Annotated in this window: 13 protein-coding genes; 9 read left to right on the top strand and 4 right to left on the bottom strand. The window is 68.1% G+C overall.

Annotated features, from left to right (window positions below; translation table 11 throughout):
* Positions 1–59 precede the first annotated feature (59 nt).
* Both BM310_RS08340 and BM310_RS08335 read right to left on the bottom strand, forming a co-directional pair.
* Positions 60–1499, bottom strand: a complete 1440-nt coding sequence (locus BM310_RS08340) for a small ribosomal subunit Rsm22 family protein (RefSeq protein ID WP_089806409.1) — start codon at positions 1497–1499, stop codon at positions 60–62.
* Entirely contained in the window at positions 1496–2257 is a 762-nt protein-coding gene (locus tag BM310_RS08335) for a prephenate dehydrogenase/arogenate dehydrogenase family protein (RefSeq protein ID WP_089806406.1), read from the bottom strand. The genes BM310_RS08340 and BM310_RS08335 overlap by 4 nt, the downstream gene beginning before the upstream one ends.
* Positions 2258–2386: 129 nt before the next feature.
* Here BM310_RS08335 and BM310_RS08330 point away from each other — a divergent pair, with 129 nt between their 5' ends.
* Positions 2387–3232 carry an SDR family oxidoreductase gene (locus BM310_RS08330; RefSeq protein WP_089806404.1) on the top strand — a complete coding sequence of 282 codons (846 nt, stop codon included), beginning with the start codon at positions 2387–2389 and terminating at the stop codon, positions 3230–3232.
* A gap of 264 nt (positions 3233–3496) precedes the next feature.
* Entirely contained in the window at positions 3497–4009 is a 513-nt protein-coding gene (locus BM310_RS08325) for a hypothetical protein (protein ID WP_089806402.1), read from the top strand.
* A gap of 57 nt (positions 4010–4066) precedes the next feature.
* Here the strand turns inward: BM310_RS08325 and BM310_RS08320 are convergent, their stop codons facing one another.
* The gene (locus BM310_RS08320; protein WP_089806400.1) at positions 4067–5239 is read right to left on the bottom strand and encodes a M24 family metallopeptidase; all 1173 of its coding nucleotides are present in this window, start codon (positions 5237–5239) and stop codon (positions 4067–4069) included.
* A 138-nt stretch (positions 5240–5377) separates the two neighbouring features.
* Here BM310_RS08320 and aroA point away from each other — a divergent pair, with 138 nt between their 5' ends.
* On the top strand, positions 5378–6676 hold the full coding sequence (gene aroA / locus BM310_RS08315) for a 3-phosphoshikimate 1-carboxyvinyltransferase (RefSeq protein WP_089806399.1): 1299 nt from the start codon (positions 5378–5380) through the stop codon (positions 6674–6676).
* A gap of 64 nt (positions 6677–6740) precedes the next feature.
* Here aroA and BM310_RS08310 read toward each other — a convergent pair whose 3' ends face one another.
* Complete coding sequence (locus tag BM310_RS08310; protein ID WP_089806397.1) at positions 6741–7214, bottom strand: DUF6653 family protein; 474 nt, start codon at positions 7212–7214, stop codon at positions 6741–6743.
* Between the two features lie 173 nt (positions 7215–7387).
* On the opposite strand from BM310_RS08310, the gene aroC reads away from it, so the two are divergent.
* The 6 genes from aroC to BM310_RS08280 all read left to right on the top strand — a co-directional run bounded on the left by aroC (position 7388) and on the right by BM310_RS08280 (position 15484).
* Positions 7388–8539, top strand: coding sequence for a chorismate synthase (gene aroC, locus BM310_RS08305; RefSeq protein WP_089806395.1), 1152 nt, complete (start codon positions 7388–7390; stop codon positions 8537–8539).
* A 225-nt stretch (positions 8540–8764) separates the two neighbouring features.
* The gene (locus tag BM310_RS08300; RefSeq protein WP_089806393.1) at positions 8765–10663 is read left to right on the top strand and encodes a 2-oxoacid:acceptor oxidoreductase subunit alpha; all 1899 of its coding nucleotides are present in this window, start codon (positions 8765–8767) and stop codon (positions 10661–10663) included.
* A 2-nt stretch (positions 10664–10665) separates the two neighbouring features.
* A complete protein-coding gene (locus BM310_RS08295) occupies positions 10666–11604 on the top strand; it encodes a thiamine pyrophosphate-dependent enzyme (protein WP_089806391.1) in 939 nt (312 codons plus the stop codon).
* Positions 11605–11689: 85 nt separating this feature from the next.
* Entirely contained in the window at positions 11690–12118 is a 429-nt protein-coding gene (gene lrpA1 / locus BM310_RS08290) for an HTH-type transcriptional regulator LrpA1 (RefSeq protein ID WP_089806389.1), read from the top strand.
* A gap of 157 nt (positions 12119–12275) precedes the next feature.
* On the top strand, positions 12276–13616 hold the full coding sequence (gene dinB, locus BM310_RS08285; protein WP_089806387.1) for a DNA polymerase IV: 1341 nt from the start codon (positions 12276–12278) through the stop codon (positions 13614–13616).
* An 86-nt stretch (positions 13617–13702) separates the two neighbouring features.
* Positions 13703–15484 carry a helicase HerA domain-containing protein gene (locus tag BM310_RS08280; RefSeq protein WP_089806385.1) on the top strand — a complete coding sequence of 594 codons (1782 nt, stop codon included), beginning with the start codon at positions 13703–13705 and terminating at the stop codon, positions 15482–15484.
* The last annotated feature ends 8 nt before the right edge of the window (positions 15485–15492 follow it).

Genomic DNA, 15492 nt, shown 5'->3' with positions numbered 1-15492 from the left:
GCAAAGGCTTACCGCTCCCCGCAGTCGGTGCGCCGGCGGGGGAACGCGCCCGACTCGACTCAGGCGACCCTGTCGACGACCGTCTCGCCGTCCACGACGAGGTTGTACGCCCCCTCGTCGTCGTTCCACAGGCAGAGCACGTTCTCGAAGGCCAGCACGTCGCCGTAGTCGGCGCGGGCGACCGCCTCGTTGAGGGCGTCGCGCTTGGTGAGGACCGCGTAGTGTTCGACCGTCTCGCTCCCGTCGCTCACCTTGAACAGAGGGTTCGCCCCCTCGCGTTCGGCCAGGTCGTGGCTGAGTTTGACGGCGAGGAGGTCGATGCGGTTCGTCACGTGCCGCTCCATCTCGGCCATCTTCGCGTACGTGCCCGCGTCGGCGGCCACGTCCACGCGGCGTTCGCCGTCGCGTCGGAGGACGACGTACGAGAACTGCACCGTCTCGTTCGCGAACGTGCCGTCGCCGGGGTCGCGGCCCTCGGTCGCCGCGCCCGCCTCGTCGAGTCGTCGCTGGAACGACGGCGCGGCCACGTCCGCGCCGCGGTCGAACGACCACCCGCGGTCGGAGGGGGCGTGCCCCGGCCAGAGGCGGAGCGTCGGCGCGTAGACGGTCACGTCGCCGTCGGCGGGCGCGAGGGCGCGTTCCACGTCGCGGAGTTCGGTGCTGGTGTTGAGGTCCGCGGGGGCGATGCCGACGAACGACCCGTCGTCGGCGACGGCGTCGAGGTATCGCTCGGCGACGGCCGTCGGGTCGTCCAGTTCCGACAGCACGTTGGCGAAGCAGACGAGGTCGAACCCCTCGCCGTCGGGGAGGACCGAGTCGGGGTCGAACGTCTCGGCCGTCTCGCGGTGGACCGTCGTCCGGAAGTTGGGTCGCGTCTCCGCGAGCAGATGTTCCAACACGTCCGCCGAGGCGGACGGTTCGACCGCGTGGTACTCGACGAGTCCGTCGTCCGGCAGGTAGTCGTGGAGGCCGAGGGCGGGGCCGCCCGTCCCGGCGCCCACGTCGAGGACGCGGAGGGTGCGGGGCAACAGGTCGCGTTCGGCGACGTCGTCGAGGACGTAGCCGACGGCGGCGTAGTAGTCGGGGAGGTGGTAGACGCCGTAGCCGAGTGCGGCCACTTCGTCGTACTCCACGTCGTTCTGGTAGTAGTAGTCCGCCTTCAGCCGGCGGATTGCCTCCCGCAGTCGGTCGCCCGACTCCCCGCGGTGCCAGTTGACCCCGTAGCGGTCCACGAGGAGGTCCTCGAAGGCGAACGCGTACGCCTCGGGGAACTCGGTCGGCGACCAGTCGCGCCGGGGTACCGGGTCGTCCGCGACGGGGACGAACGTGCCGTCGTCGCGTTCGACCAGTCCGAGGTCGAACGCCTCCTCGCGAAGCGTCTCGCGGACGACGGCGGGATGGGGACTGCCCTCGATGTACTCACAGATCTCTTCGGGGTCGATGGGTCGGACGTTTCGCAGATACTTTGCGTTCGACCGCACGGCGTCTCTATCTATCATCGGTCTCCGTCTCCTTCGTCGTCGGGTCGTGCGCTCGCCTCTCGGTACAGTCGCTCGAACGTCTCGGCGTCGGCGTCGGCGAGTTCGGTCGCCGCGTCGGCCACCCGGTCGGCCCCGGGGAACGACTCCTGAATCTCGCGGTAGACGCGCGGCGTGCCGCCCGTGACCGTCTTCACGAGGCCCGAGAGCGTCTCGGAGACGGGCGTGGCGAACTCGTCGCGCACGTCCTCGGCGGCGAGGGCGTAGGCGATGACGGCGGCGTGTGCGCTCGCCTGCACCGTCTCCATCGCCTCGTCGTGTTCGGCGGGCGTCGTGTCGAACAGGCGGTTACCGGCCGCCGCGAGCGTCTCGCGGACGCGTTCGGTCACCGGACCGGCGGCGTCGTGGACGGCGGCGACGTTGCCCGGGGCGTTCGCCGCGGCGAACAGGGGGTGGAGACTGAGGCGTTCGCGGTCCGGGGCCGCCGCCCGCATCGCCGTCACCGGCGCGTCCATCACGCCGGTCACGTCGAACACCGCGCGGTCGGCCCGGGGGGCGTGGTCGCGGACGGCGTCGTCGACGACGGAGATGGGGACGGCGAGGCAGACGGCGTCGAACGTCTCGTCGCCGTCCAGTGGGACCGACCGGCCGTCGATGGTCGCCGCGGCGGCGCGCGCGGCGGCGGGGTCGCGGTCGGCGTACGCCACGTCGAACCCGGGGGTCAGCGTCGAACCGACCCACCGGCCCATCTCACCCGCGCCGACGACGAGTACCTCCATCGTCGCCGAATACGCGCCCGGTGCGTCAAAAGGGGTTCGGTGGGCGGACCGACCGGCGGCCCTCGTCAGGGCCGCGACCGTCCGAAGTCCATGAGGAAACGTGAAGTACCCGGCCGCGGTACGAAGCCCATGGCCGAGAATAAACTCGACGGACGTGTAGCGTTTATCACGGGGACGAGTCGAGGCATCGGGAAGGCGTTGGCGTTGGAACTGGCGGACGCCGGCGTGAAAGTCGTCTCCACGGGGAAGACGGTGGAGGAACGAGACGACCTGCCGGGGACCATCGTGGAGACGACCGAGGAGATTCGAGAACGGGGCGGCGAGTCCATCTGGCGGCAGATAGACGTGCGCGACGAGGAGTCGGTGGAGGCGGCCATCGAGGACGCCGTCGACGAGTTCGGCGGTATCGACTTCGTCATCAACAACGCGGGCGCGATCCACATCGCCCCGTTCGACGAGACGCCGCCGAAGCGGTTCGACCTGCTTACGGGCGTGAACGTACGGGGAACGTACGTGACGACGTACGCCGCCCTCCCGTACCTGCGCGAGAGTGACTACGCTCACGTCCTCGCGTTCTCGCCGCCGGTGACGAACACCGCGCGGCCGGGGATGGCCGCCTACGCCGTCTCGAAGTACGGGATGACCGTCGTGATGCAGTCGCTGGCGGAGGAACTCGCCGGCGACGACATCGGCGTGAACAGTCTGTGGCCCGTCGCGGCCATCGAGTCGGAGGCGACGCGGCACTTCGGTATGGGGACGCCGGAGGACTGGCGGACGCCGCAGGTGGTCTGCGACGCCGTCACCGAGGTGCTGACCCGCGACCCGACGGAGTGCACTGGCAACGCGTTCTACGACGAGGAGATTCTCCGCGAGGCGGGCGTCGAGGCGTTCGACCGGTACAACGTCGTCGAGGGGGCCGACCCCGGCCCCATGTCAGCCCACCTGTTCGACCCCGACTACGAACGGCCGAACTGACACGGACTATCACATCTGATTCTCAGGAGCGTACTATTTTAACCCCCGAACGTGACGTTCTACTCAGGGGGAATGGACGCGGTCCGTGAGAGGTGGGTTGTTCTACCCACACATCTCAGAATTCTTATGTAGTTTCGGACGACTTCGAGCCGTGAGCCGTAACGCCGATTCGAGAGATTAGGAGGCGTCTAACGACCGTCTGACACACTCTAGAAAATTGAAATGTGGGTAATTTTATAAGGCTGCATACATACCTCCTAGGCGATGAAGTTCCCCTCGGTCCCCGGGCGCACCACAGACGGTCGACGAGTCCATCTCCCCGTCGACTTCGAGGGGGAACAGACGCTCGTCGTTCTCAGTTTCCACCCGCGACAACAGTCGCTGGTCGACTCCTGGCGCGGATTCGCCAACGAACTCCGCGAGGAGTACGACCACTTCGACTACTACGAACTGTTCGTCACCGGCGGAAACAGCGGGATGCTCCCGCCGACGACGATGGGCGGTCTGTCTCCGTCGAACGCCCGCCGTCGGTTGGACGACAACACCGTGTTCGTCCCCGTGGACAAGAACGCCTTCCAGCGCAGACTCGGTATCGTCGGTGAACAGACAATCTACGCCTTCCTCGTGGAGGACGGCGAAGTCGTCAGACAGGCGGCCGGCGTCCTCAACTCCACCACCGCGGAGGCACTCGAATCGCTCCTCGAAGAGTACGAACACGCGCAGGGTCGCTGGTCCGAGATGGGCGGCGACACCGCCGAGGAGTCCTCGGGCGGCTAATCGCCGCGAGCGACTCCCTCCGACCCGACTCACGCTTCGTCTGCGTCGAATCGCTTCTCAGACCACTAACTCGACGGGGTACGACGTGAGGTTCTCGTACCCGTCGTCGGTGACGACGACGATGTCCTCGATGCGGACGCCGCCGACCGACGGGTCGTACAGTCCCGGCTCTATCGTTATCACGTGTCCGGGCTCCAGTTCCTCCCCGTTCGGCGCGATGCGCGGCAGTTCGTGCACGTCGAGTCCGACGCCGTGTCCCGTCGAGTGGATGAACCCCGTCTCCGCCGTCGCGTTCGACCGGAGCGTGTCGTGGCCGGCCGCCTCGTAGATGTCGCAGACCACGTCGTGTACGTCCGCGCCGGTGACGCCGGGTTCGACGGCGTCGAGTGCCGCGTCGAGCGCCTCGTGCGTCAGGTCGAACCACTCGCGTATCTCCTCGGAGGGGTCTCCCTTCAGGAACGTCCGCGTCATGTCGGCGTGGTAGCCCGTCGTCTTCGACCGCGGGAAGATGTCGACGATGATGGCCTCGTCCGCGCGGAGCGGACCGCTCCCCTGGTCGTGCGGGTCCGCGGCGTCCGCGCCGCAGGCGACGATGGTGTCGTCCAGCCCGCAGCCGTGTCGGAGGAGCGTCACCTCTATCTCCTCTTTGACGCGTTCGCTCGTCAAGGGGTCTCCCTCGTAGACGAGCGTCCCGTCCTCGACGGCGGCGGCTTCGAGGAGGCCCTCCGCCGCCCGCATCGCCGCCTCGTTGGCCGCCTGCGCCTCGCGGACGTGCGCTATCTCTTCGTCGGTCTTCGTGGCGCGAATCTCCGCCACCCGGTCGGAGTCCTCGGGTTCGACGGCGACGCCGCGGTCACGCATGCCGTCTGCGGGACCGAGCGGGAACCGTTCGGGCGTCAGCACGGACGACACGTCGTACTCCGCCAGAAATTCGGCGTGGACGCGGGCCTTCGCCTCGGCCGGACCGTGTTCGGAGACGAGTTCGCGGTAGTCGTACTCGGCGACGCGGCGCACCTCGTCGGCGCGACTCTGCTTCTTCGCGCGGCCGTACTCCAGCGCGGAGACGAGGAGGACCGTCCGCTCGGGGGTGTAGAGCGTGACGAACGGGTCGTGCGCGTCGAACCCCGAGAGGTACTTCTGCGTCGAGTTGTGGCTGGTGTCGTCGACGAGGTAGCCGTCGGCACCCTCCTCGGACAGCAGGTCGTCGAGGCGAGAGAAATCCGGGTCCATGGCCCCGCTTTCGCCGTGATGGTTGATAAGCCCACGCGTCGCGGAACGCCGGACGCGCCGCGGGGCCGCCGCCGGTCGCACGCCGGAATCCTCGCCGCCTCCGGTACCCTCATACGCACCCCCGCGCCATCGGGAGGCATGGACGTCACCGTCTCGCCGTCTCGCGTCGCAGGTCGAACCCGCGCCCCGCCGTCGAAGAGCTACACCCACCGCGCCATCCTCGCCGCCGGGTACGGCGCGTCGGCGACGGTGCTGAACCCCCTCGTCAGCGCCGACACGCGGGCGACGATGCGCGCCGTGGACGCCTTCGGCGGCGAGACCGAGTTGGCGGACGACGGCTCCGAGTTGGTCGTGGACGGGTTCGACGGCCGCCCCGACGCGCCCGACGACGTGGTGAACTGCGAGAACTCCGGGACGACGATGCGCCTGGTCACCGCCTGCGCCGCCCTCGGCGACGACCTGACCGTCCTCACCGGCGACGACTCGCTCCGCTCCCGCCCGCAGGGTCCGCTCCTCGACGCCGTCGGGGAACTGGGCGGCCGCGGCGAGTCCACGCGGCGAAACGGACGGGCGCCCCTCGTCGTCGGTGACGGGATGACCGGCGGCGCGGTGTCGATTCCGGGCGACGTCTCCTCGCAGTACATCACGGCGCTCCTGATGGCCGGCGCCGTCACCGACGAGGGCGTCGACGTGGCGTTAGAGACGGAACTGAAGTCCGCGCCGTACGTCGACATCACGCTCGAACTCCTCGCCGAGTACGGCGTCGACGCCGAGGCGACGGCGGAGGGCTTCTCCGTCGCGGGCGGGCAGTCCTACGCCCCCGCAGGCGGCGAGTACGAGGTGCCCGGCGACTTCTCCTCCATCTCCTACCTCCTCGCCGCGGGCGCCGTCGCCGCCGCCGACGGGGACACCGTCGTCGTCGAGGGCGCCCGACCGAGCGCACAGGGCGACGCCGCCATCGTGGACGTCGTTCGCGACATGGGCGCCGAAGTGGACTGGGACCGGGACGCGGGCGAACTCACCGTCTCGCGGGCGGCCCTCTCGGGGACGACGGTGGACGTCGGCGACACGCCGGACCTCCTGCCGACCATCGCCGCCCTCGGCGCCGTCGCCGACGGCGACACCGTCATCGAGAACTGCGAGCACGTCCGCTACAAGGAGACGGACCGCGTGCGCGCGATGGCCGAGGAACTCGGAAAGATGGGCGCGTCGGTGACCGAGGAGGAGGACCGCCTCACGATTCACGGCGACGAGACGGACCTCGCGGGCGCGACGGTTGACGGCCGTCACGACCACCGCATCGTCATGTCGCTGGCCGTCGCCGGACTCGTCGCCGACGGCGAGACGACGGTGACCGGCGCCGAACACGTCGACGTGTCGTTCCCGAACTTCTTCGAGACGCTGGACTCGCTAGGGGCGTCGGTCCAGCGGTCGTAGTCGAGCGTCCGTCGCCGACTCGTTCCCTGCTGTTCGCCCTCCCGTCGTCGCCGGCCGCCGCCACTCAGTCGCTCGCCGCCTCGGCCGTCGGCCCCTCGCCGGTGACGCCCGTTCGGCGGACGACGGCGTCCACCCACCAGAGTTTCAGTCCCATCGCCGCCGCCGTCCCGAGCACCGTTCCCCGCCGGTCGCGTCTGACGGCGGAGACGACGGCGTACAGCGTCGCGGGGACGTTGAGCAGGTTGAGGACGTTCGGGTACGACGGCCCCATCGTGCCGTTGCCCGCGGCCAACCACTCGCGTTCGGCGAGGACGATACGGCTGAGGTACGAGTCCGTCCGCTCCGGCGGCGGGAACAGGACGGGGTTGAGGGCGGCGAACACGAGCGTCGCCGCGAGGAGTCGGGCGTCGCGACGGTAGATGGCGGTCATCAGCGCCGGGAGCAGGACGAAGCGCGTGCCCGCGCTCCACGGGTTCGCGTGTCGCTCCCAGAACGCGTCTTCGAGCGTCTCCCGGAACGTCTCGGGTGGCGTGGTCATACGGACGCGTACGGCCACGCGAGATATAGTTCCTCTCCGCAGGCCGACCCTCGTCCGACCGCGTGCCGCCGCGCGTCGGGCGAGGGACCCTCTCGGTCGTCACCCCCGCTCTCGGGCCCCCACGATTGCGCCTTTCTGCAAACTCTAAATGGCCGCGCCACAGACCGACGGGCATGAACGGAAATCGCTTCGGCCGACTCTTTCAGGTGACCACCTACGGCGAGAGCCACGGTGACGCGATGGGCGTCACCGTCTCGGGGTGTCCGGCCGGACTCGAACTCGACGAGGAGGACGTGCAGAAGGAACTGGACCGCCGGAAGCCCGGCCAGTCGATGATAACCACCTCGCGGGGCGAACCCGACGCCGTCGTCATCAACTCCGGGACGCAGGACGGGTACACGACGGGGACGCCCATCGGCATGGTCATCGAGAACAAGGACGCCCGGTCGGGCAAGTACGAACCGTACGTGACGGCTCCGCGCCCCTCGCACGGCGACTTCACCTACTCGGCGAAGTTCGGGACGCGCAACTGGGGCGGCGGCGGGCGGTCCTCCGCGCGCGAGACGGTGAACTGGGTGGCCGCCGGCGCCGTCGCCGGGAAGATTCTCGAAGCGGAGGGCGTGCAGGTGAAGGCGCACGTGAACCAGATCGGCGACATCGAAGCGCCGCCGGTGACGTTCGAGGAGATGCTCGAACACACCGAGGAGAACGAGGTGCGCTGTGCGCACCCCGAGACGGCCGACCGGATGCGCGACCGAATCGACGAGTACCAGACGGAGGGCGACTCCATCGGCGGGTCCATCTACTTCGAGACGCGGGGCGTCCCGCGCGGACTGGGAGCCCCGCGGTTCGACTCGTTCTCGGCCCGCCTCGGGCAGGCGATGATGTCCATCCCCGCGACGACGGCGTTCGAGTTCGGACTCGGCCGCGAGGCGCGCGAGTGGACCGGAAAGGACAGAAACGAGGACTGGACGTTCGACGAGGAGGGGGACCCGACGCCCGTCGGTAACAAACACGGCGGCATCCAGGGCGGTATCACCACGGGTCAACCCGTCTTCGGCGAGGTGACGTGGCACGCGCCGACGTCCATCCCGAAAGAGCAGACGACGGTGGACTGGGAGACGGGCGAGGAGAAGGACATCCAGGTGGTCGGCCGGCACGACCCGGTCCTCCCGCCGCGGGCCGTCCCCGTCGTCGAGGCGATGCTCAACCTCACCATCGTGGACTTCATGCTCCTCGGCGGCCACGTCAACCCCGACCGGATGGACGGACAGGTGGGCGAGTACGACACCGACTACCACCCCCGAAGTCCGGACAACCAGTAGTCGGCTCTCGCGAACGTCCCGGCGAACTGTTAGTTCGAATCCGAGTAAATTCCCCGGGCACTCCGGCGAAAATCGAACGAACGTCCAGTCGAAGCTCCGATATCGGCACTCGTACTATGAATATAATGACCTTCATTATCTTTCCTTGTCAATGCATAGCAAAGGCTTTAATCAACTCCTCGCGAAAATATCCTTTAGTGGCCCTCGTGGGCCTGTGTTGAAGATATGACTGACGATGAACTCATCTGGCGAATCGCAGGCGGATCTGGGGACGGTATCGCCTCGACGAGCCAGAACTTCGCAAAGGCCCTGATGCGCTCGGGGCTACACGTATTCACGCATCGGCACTATCCGTCGCGTATCCGCGGCGGTCACACGTACACAGAGATTCGCGCGTCGGCCGACCCCGTCAAGTCCCGCGGGGACGGCTACAACTTCCTGCTCGCGCTGGGCGACTCGTTCGCCCGGAACCCGCAGGAGAACGCGTACTACGGCAACGAAGAGCTGAAGCCGCTGTCGGAGAACCTCGACGAACTCCGCGAGGGCGGGGTCATCGTCTACGACTCGGGTCTGCTCGACGCGAGCGAGATAGAGGACTTCGACGAACGCGTCGAAGAGAACGGCTGGCACGTCTACGACATCGACCTGCGCACGATGGCTCGCGAGCACGGGCGCGAGGTCATGCGTAACACCGCCGGTGTGGGCGTCACGTGCGCCATCGCCGGCATCGACACCGAGTGGATCGAGGACCTCATGCGGGACGCGATGCCCGAGAAGATTCTCGAACCCAACCTCGAAATCCTCGAAGCGGCCTACGAGATGGTCCAAGAGGACTACGACGTCGACGCCCCGGACATCTCGGTGCCCGAGGGCGAACACGACGAAGAGCAGGTCCTCCTCTCCGGGTCCGACGCCATCGCGTACGGCGCACTCGACGAGGGCTGTCGGTTCATCGCGGGCTACCCGATGACCCCGTGGACCGAAGTGTTCACCATCATGTCCCAGAACCTGCCCGAGGTCGGCGGTATCTCCGAGCAGGTCGAGGACGAAATCGCGGCCGCGGCGCTCGCCATCGGCGCATCGCACGCGGGCGTCAAGGCGATGTCCGGGTCGTCCGGCGGCGGGTTCGCCCTGATGTCCGAACCGCTCGGTCTCGCCGAGATGACCGAGACGCCGGTCGTCCTCATCGAGGCCATGCGCGCCGGTCCCTCGACGGGCATGCCGACGAAGCCCGAACAGGGCGACCTCGAACACGTCCTGTACACCTCGCAGGGCGACTCCCACCGCGTCGTCTTCGCGCCCTCGGGCGCGGCGGAGGCGTACCACCAGACACGCAAGGCGTTCCAGATCGCCTACGAGTACCAGATTCCGAGCATCGTCCTCTACGACCAGAAGAACGGCGGGGAACTCCGGAACGTCCCGGCCAGCGTCTTCGACGAGGAACCCAACGGCGACCTCGGGTCGGTGCTGACCGAGGAGGAACTCGCGGACGCGCCGCACGACCCCTCCGGGAAGTACGACCGCTTCCAGCACGAGGGCGAGAACGGCGTCAGTCCGCGGTCCATCCCCGGCCAGAAGGGCGGCCGCTACCTCGCGACGGGCAACGAGCACATGCCCGCCGGCCACATCTCCGAGGACCCCGACAACCGCGTCCATCAGGTGAACCGCCGGATGGAGAAACTGGAGGCCATCCGGGCAGAACTCGACGACGCCGACGTGCCGAACAACACCCTGCACGGCCCCGAGGACGCCGAGTACGGCATCATGACGTTCGGCTCCCAGCAGGGGACCGTCGAGGAAGCCGTGGACCGACTGAACGACCGCGGCCACTCGGTGAAGGCGCTCGGCGTCAGCGAGATGGCGCCGTACCCGGTCGAACAGGTCTCCGAGTTCCTCGAGAGCGTCGACGACTGTCTCGTCGTCGAGATGAACGCCTCGGCGCAGTTCCGCGGCCTGACCCAGAAAGAGGTCGGCCGCTTCGGCGAGAAGATGTCGAGCCTCCTCAAGTACAACGGCAACCCGTTCGAACCCGAGGAGATAACCGAGGGCTTCGTCAAGAGCATCGTCGAAGGTGAGGAACTGCCCACCCACGAGACCAAGTTCGTCCCCGCAGCGAGTGATTAAACATGAGTGCATTCAACGCAATCGGCGAAGAGGTCGAACGCGACCGTAACGAGTACACGCCCGGTCTCGAACCCCAGCCCACGTGGTGTCCCGGCTGTGGTGACTTCGGGGTCCTGAAGGCCCTGAAGGGCGCCGCGGCAGAACTCGGCCTGTCGCCCGAGGAGATGCTCGTCACGACGGGCATCGGCTGCTCCGGCAAACTGAACAGCTACTTCGAGAGCTACGGCTTCCACACGATTCACGGTCGCTCGCTCCCCATCGCGCGCGCCGCGAAACTCGCGAACCCCGGCCTGACGGTCGTCGCCGCCGGCGGCGACGGCGACGGCTACGGCATCGGCGGGAACCACTTCATGCACACCGCCCGTGAGAACCACGACATCACCTACATCGTGTTCAACAACGAAATCTTCGGCCTGACGAAGGGGCAGACGTCGCCCACGTCGCCGATGGGTCACAAGTCGAAGACCCAGCCGCACGGGTCGGCCAAGCAGCCGATTCGGCCGCTCTCGATGTCGCTGAACGCGGGCGCGTCGTACGTCGCCCGCACCGCCGCCGTCAACCCGAACCAGGCGAAAGACATCATCGTCGAGGCCATCGAACACGACGGGTTCAGCCACATCGACTTCCTGACGCAGTGCCCGACGTGGAACAAGGACGCCAAGCAGTACGTCCCCTACATCGACATCAACGAGTCCGACGACTACGAGTTCGACAAGACGAACCGGTCGGAAGCGTCGGAGATGATGTTCGAGACGGAGAACGTCCTCAACGAGGGCACGGTCCTGACGGGTCGGTACTACCACGACGAGGACCGACCGTCCTACCAGCAGGAGAAACAGCAGATCGGCGAGATGCCCGAGGAACCCCTCGCAGAGCGGTACTTCGAGGACGACTACGAGTGGGAGCGCTCCCACGACCTGTTCCTCGACAAGCACAAGTAACGGCACGAACGCGGCCGTTCGCACTCCGCGACACGCCGTTTTCCGATTCGGAAGATATTTTTTTGGCGAAGCAAAAGAGATAGCTATGGAAACCACATCCACGGAGGGACGAATCCTCGCCGTCCTCGAACAGGACGCGCAGGCGTCCTACGCGGAAATCGCCGACCGGGCGGACGTCTCGAAGCCGACGGTCAGGAAGTACATCCAGAAACTGGAGTCCGACGGCGTCATCGTCGGCTACTCGGCGGACGTCGACCCGAAGAAACTCTCCGGGCAGTCCATCGCGTTCGTCGGCATCGACGTGGCCTCCGAGCGTTACGTCGAGGCGACGCGCGCGCTGAAGGAGCTAGAACCCGTCGAGTCGCTCTACTCGTCGTCGGGCGACCACATGCTGATGGCGGAAGTCCGCGCCGCCGACGGCGACGCCCTCGGCGACGTCATCGCCGAGGAGATTCTGAGCATCGACGGCGTCACGGCCGCGCACCCGTCGTTCCTGCAGGAACGGCTGAAGTAGGCCGGCCCAGCGCCGACGCCGGTCGAGACGGTATCGCCCCTCCCTCCGTCCTCGGATGCCACGCGACGACGAGCGACGGCGCTCGGTTCGTTCGCCGCGCTTCACTTTCGCCGCGCTTTGGGAAGGCTAAGGAGCCTGCACCTCCGAGGGGACACCGATGGCGGGCGAGACGCTCCCGGGCGTGACGCACGGCGAGAGCGCCGCGGAGCGCATCGTCCTGCACGTGGACATGGACTGCTTCTACGCCTCCTGCGAACGCCTCCGGGAACCCGAACTCCGCGGCGAACCCGTCGTCGTCGGGATGGGGTACGAGGACGGCGAGTCGTTCGGCGCCGTCGCCACGGCGAGTTACGAGGCGCGCGAGTACGGCGTCGACAGCGCCCAGCCCATCTCGCAAGCGCTCGAGCGCCTCCCCCGCGTCGAGAACGCCGACGGCGAACCGGGCGGCCACTACCGCCCCGTCGACATCGACTACTACAAGTCCGTCGCGGCGGAGGTCAAGGAGATTCTGCACGACTGTGCGGACGTGGTGCGGGAGGTGAGCATCGACGAGGCCTATCTCGACGTAACCGACAGCACGTCGTGGCAGACGGTCGACGGGGACGACCGGACGCTCGCGGAGGGCGTCGGCCGCTACCTCAAACAGCGCATCCGCCGGGAGGTGGGCGTCCCCGCCAGCGTCGGCGTCGCGCCCAACATGTCCGCCGCGAAGGTTGCGTCCGACCACGACAAGCCCGACGGACTGGTCGTCGTCCCGCCGGGCACGGTGCGGGAGTTCCTCGCCCCCCTGTCGGTCACCGAAGTCCACGGCGTCGGTCCCGTCACGGCGCGGACGATGGCCGAGATGGGGATTCAGACCGCGGGCGACTTGGCCGCGGCCGACCCCGGGGAGTTGGAAGACCGGTTCGGCTCCCGCGGCCGCGAACTCCACGACAGGGCGCGCGGCGTCGACGACAGGGAGGTGACGCCGACCGGTCGCCCGAAGAGCCTCTCGCGGGAGTCGGCGTTCGCCGAGGCGACCGAAGACGAGGCGGAGAAGCGGGAGATAGTCACCGCGCTGGCCGCCGACGTGGCCGAACGCGCCCGGAGTCGAGGCGCGATGTACCGCACCATCGGCATCAAGGTGGTCGTGCCGCCGTACGACGTGAACACGCGGGCGCAGTCGCTATCGGGGCCGGTGGACGACCCCGAGTTGGTCCGCGAGGTGGCCGTGGACCTGCTCGAAGAGTTCGACGACGAGGCGGCGCGGAAAGTCGGCGTGCGTGTCTCGAACCTCTCGTTCGCCGACGCCGACCAGTCCAGCCTCGACGGGTGGGAGGGGGCGGCGGACGGGGAGACGGAGTCGCCGCCGTCGGACGCGAGGGCGGCCGAGTCGTCGGCGACGGAGTCGGCGGACGACGCGACGGCCGACGGAACCGACGACGCCCGCCGTCACGGGTCCGAAAACGCCCGCGGAACCGGGTCCGACGGGCAGGTATCGCTGGGCGACTTCGACTGACGCCCGGACGGCGGCGGTATCGACCGTCCGCCGGGCGTCGGACGCGAGGGGAGGAACTATGAGGCGGCGGGAAGACGAACCGATAGATGACCGAGGACACGGAGACGATTACCGTCGCCGACGTGCGCGACGGCGTGGGGGGAGACGCGGACGCGGACCCGGGGTCGCCGGTGGAACTGCCCGTGGTCGACATTCTGACCGGCCGCGGGTTCATCACCGGCAAGTCCGGGTCCGGGAAGTCCAACACCGCGTCGGTCGTCATCGAGAAACTGCTGTCGAACAACTTCCCGGTCCTCATCGTCGACACCGACGGGGAGTACTACGGCCTCAAAGAGCAGTTCGAACTCCTGCACGCCGGCGCGGACGACGAGTGCGACATCCAGGTCAGCCCCGAACACGCCGAGAAACTGGCGCATCTGGCCCTCGAACAGAACGTTCCCATCATCCTCGACGTGTCGGGCTACCTCGACGAGGACGACGCGCAGGAACTCCTGACCGAGGTGGCGAAGAACCTCTTCGCCAAGGAGAAGAAGCTGAAGAAGCCGTTCTTGATGCTGGTCGAGGAGTGCCACGAGTACATCCCCGAGGGCGGCGGGATGGACGAGGCGGGCAAGATGCTCATCAAGATAGGCAAGCGCGGCCGAAAGCACGGGCTGGGCATCGTCGGCATCTCCCAGCGACCGGCCGACGTGAAGAAGGACTTCATCACCCAGTGCGACTGGCTCTGCTGGCACCGCCTGACGTGGAACAACGACACGAAAGTCGTCGGGCGAATCCTCGGCTCGGAGTACGCCGACGCCATCGAGGACATGGCCAACGGGGAGGCGTTCCTCGTCACCGACTGGTCCGAGTCCATCCGCCGCGTCCAGTTCAGGAAGAAGAACACGTTCGACGCGGGCGCGACGCCCGGACTGGACGACTTCGAACGCCCCGACCTGAAGTCCGTGGACGGCAACCTCGTCTCGGAGTTGCAGGACATCTCCGACGAGAAGGCCCGCCGCGAGAGCGAAATCGCGGACCTCAGACAGGAGCTAGAGAAGAAGGAGGCGAAGATTCGCGACTTAGAGCGGGAGTTGGAGGAGGCCCGCGACCTGTCGCAGATGGCCGACCAGTTCGCGCAGGCGATGTTCCAGAAGGCCGAGGCGCCGTACCGCGGCGGGGACGGGCGGAACCTCAGCCAGGCATCGGAGAAGCAGTCCGCACTCGGCGAGTACGACGCGTCGAACGGCGCGTCCGGCGCGGCGAACGGCCAGTCGGCCGACGCCGACGGACACCCCGGCGACGTCGACGGGCGGGCCGACGCGGACGCTCCCGAGACGGCGGCCGGCGACGACCGAACGGACGACGCGACGGACGAACGGGTGGAGGACGCCGTCGCCGCGGCCACGGCGGGCGCGTACCCGGGGCTGGACGCCGGCCCGGACGGCGTCGGCGAGGACCGCTCGGTCGCCCCCGAACGGGCGCACAGCGGACTCGACGGGCTCAGCGGCCGCGAGGACGTGGTCGAACGGCTCCGGAACGTCGTCGCCTCCCTCCCCGAGGAGTCGCGCCGGATGCTCGCGTTCTACCGCGAGATAGACGCCTGCGACCCGGTGGACGCCCACGTCGCGGCGGGCGAAGTCGGCGACAAACAACTCGCGTACAGCCGGAACGGCCCGCTCCGCCGGGCGGGGTTCGTCGAACACGTCGGTCGGGGACGCTACGCCTACGCCATCCCCGAACTCGTCCGCGAGACGTTCGCCGACAGACTCGACGACGAGGAACTCTCGGCCGTCGTCGCCGCCGTCGAAGCCGCGTTCGTCCCGACGATGGGTGACGACGCGGAGAGCGGCGACGAGGACGACGAGCGGGCCGAAGCGGACGACTGACCGGCTCC

Source organism: Halogeometricum rufum (genome assembly GCF_900112175.1).
Classification (GTDB): Archaea; Halobacteriota; Halobacteria; order Halobacteriales; family Haloferacaceae; genus Halogeometricum; species Halogeometricum rufum.
The sequence above is the reverse complement of the archived record's forward strand: the minus strand, read 5'-3'. Positions and strand labels throughout refer to the sequence as shown.

What these genes read in the sequence shown, in the direction of transcription:
- BM310_RS08340 (WP_089806409.1), bottom strand. Translation starts at nt 1,499, where the DNA reads ATGATAGATAGAGACGCCGTGCGGTCGAACGCAAAGTATCTGCGAAAC.
- BM310_RS08335 (WP_089806406.1), bottom strand. Translation starts at nt 2,257, where the DNA reads ATGGAGGTACTCGTCGTCGGCGCGGGTGAGATGGGCCGGTGGGTCGGT.
- BM310_RS08330 (WP_089806404.1), top strand. Translation starts at nt 2,387, where the DNA reads ATGGCCGAGAATAAACTCGACGGACGTGTAGCGTTTATCACGGGGACG.
- BM310_RS08325 (WP_089806402.1), top strand. Translation starts at nt 3,497, where the DNA reads ATGAAGTTCCCCTCGGTCCCCGGGCGCACCACAGACGGTCGACGAGTC.
- BM310_RS08320 (WP_089806400.1), bottom strand. Translation starts at nt 5,239, where the DNA reads ATGGACCCGGATTTCTCTCGCCTCGACGACCTGCTGTCCGAGGAGGGT.
- aroA (WP_089806399.1), top strand. Translation starts at nt 5,378, where the DNA reads ATGGACGTCACCGTCTCGCCGTCTCGCGTCGCAGGTCGAACCCGCGCC.
- BM310_RS08310 (WP_089806397.1), bottom strand. Translation starts at nt 7,214, where the DNA reads ATGACCACGCCACCCGAGACGTTCCGGGAGACGCTCGAAGACGCGTTC.
- aroC (WP_089806395.1), top strand. Translation starts at nt 7,388, where the DNA reads ATGAACGGAAATCGCTTCGGCCGACTCTTTCAGGTGACCACCTACGGC.
- BM310_RS08300 (WP_089806393.1), top strand. Translation starts at nt 8,765, where the DNA reads ATGACTGACGATGAACTCATCTGGCGAATCGCAGGCGGATCTGGGGAC.
- BM310_RS08295 (WP_089806391.1), top strand. Translation starts at nt 10,666, where the DNA reads ATGAGTGCATTCAACGCAATCGGCGAAGAGGTCGAACGCGACCGTAAC.
- lrpA1 (WP_089806389.1), top strand. Translation starts at nt 11,690, where the DNA reads ATGGAAACCACATCCACGGAGGGACGAATCCTCGCCGTCCTCGAACAG.
- dinB (WP_089806387.1), top strand. Translation starts at nt 12,276, where the DNA reads ATGGCGGGCGAGACGCTCCCGGGCGTGACGCACGGCGAGAGCGCCGCG.
- BM310_RS08280 (WP_089806385.1), top strand. Translation starts at nt 13,703, where the DNA reads ATGACCGAGGACACGGAGACGATTACCGTCGCCGACGTGCGCGACGGC.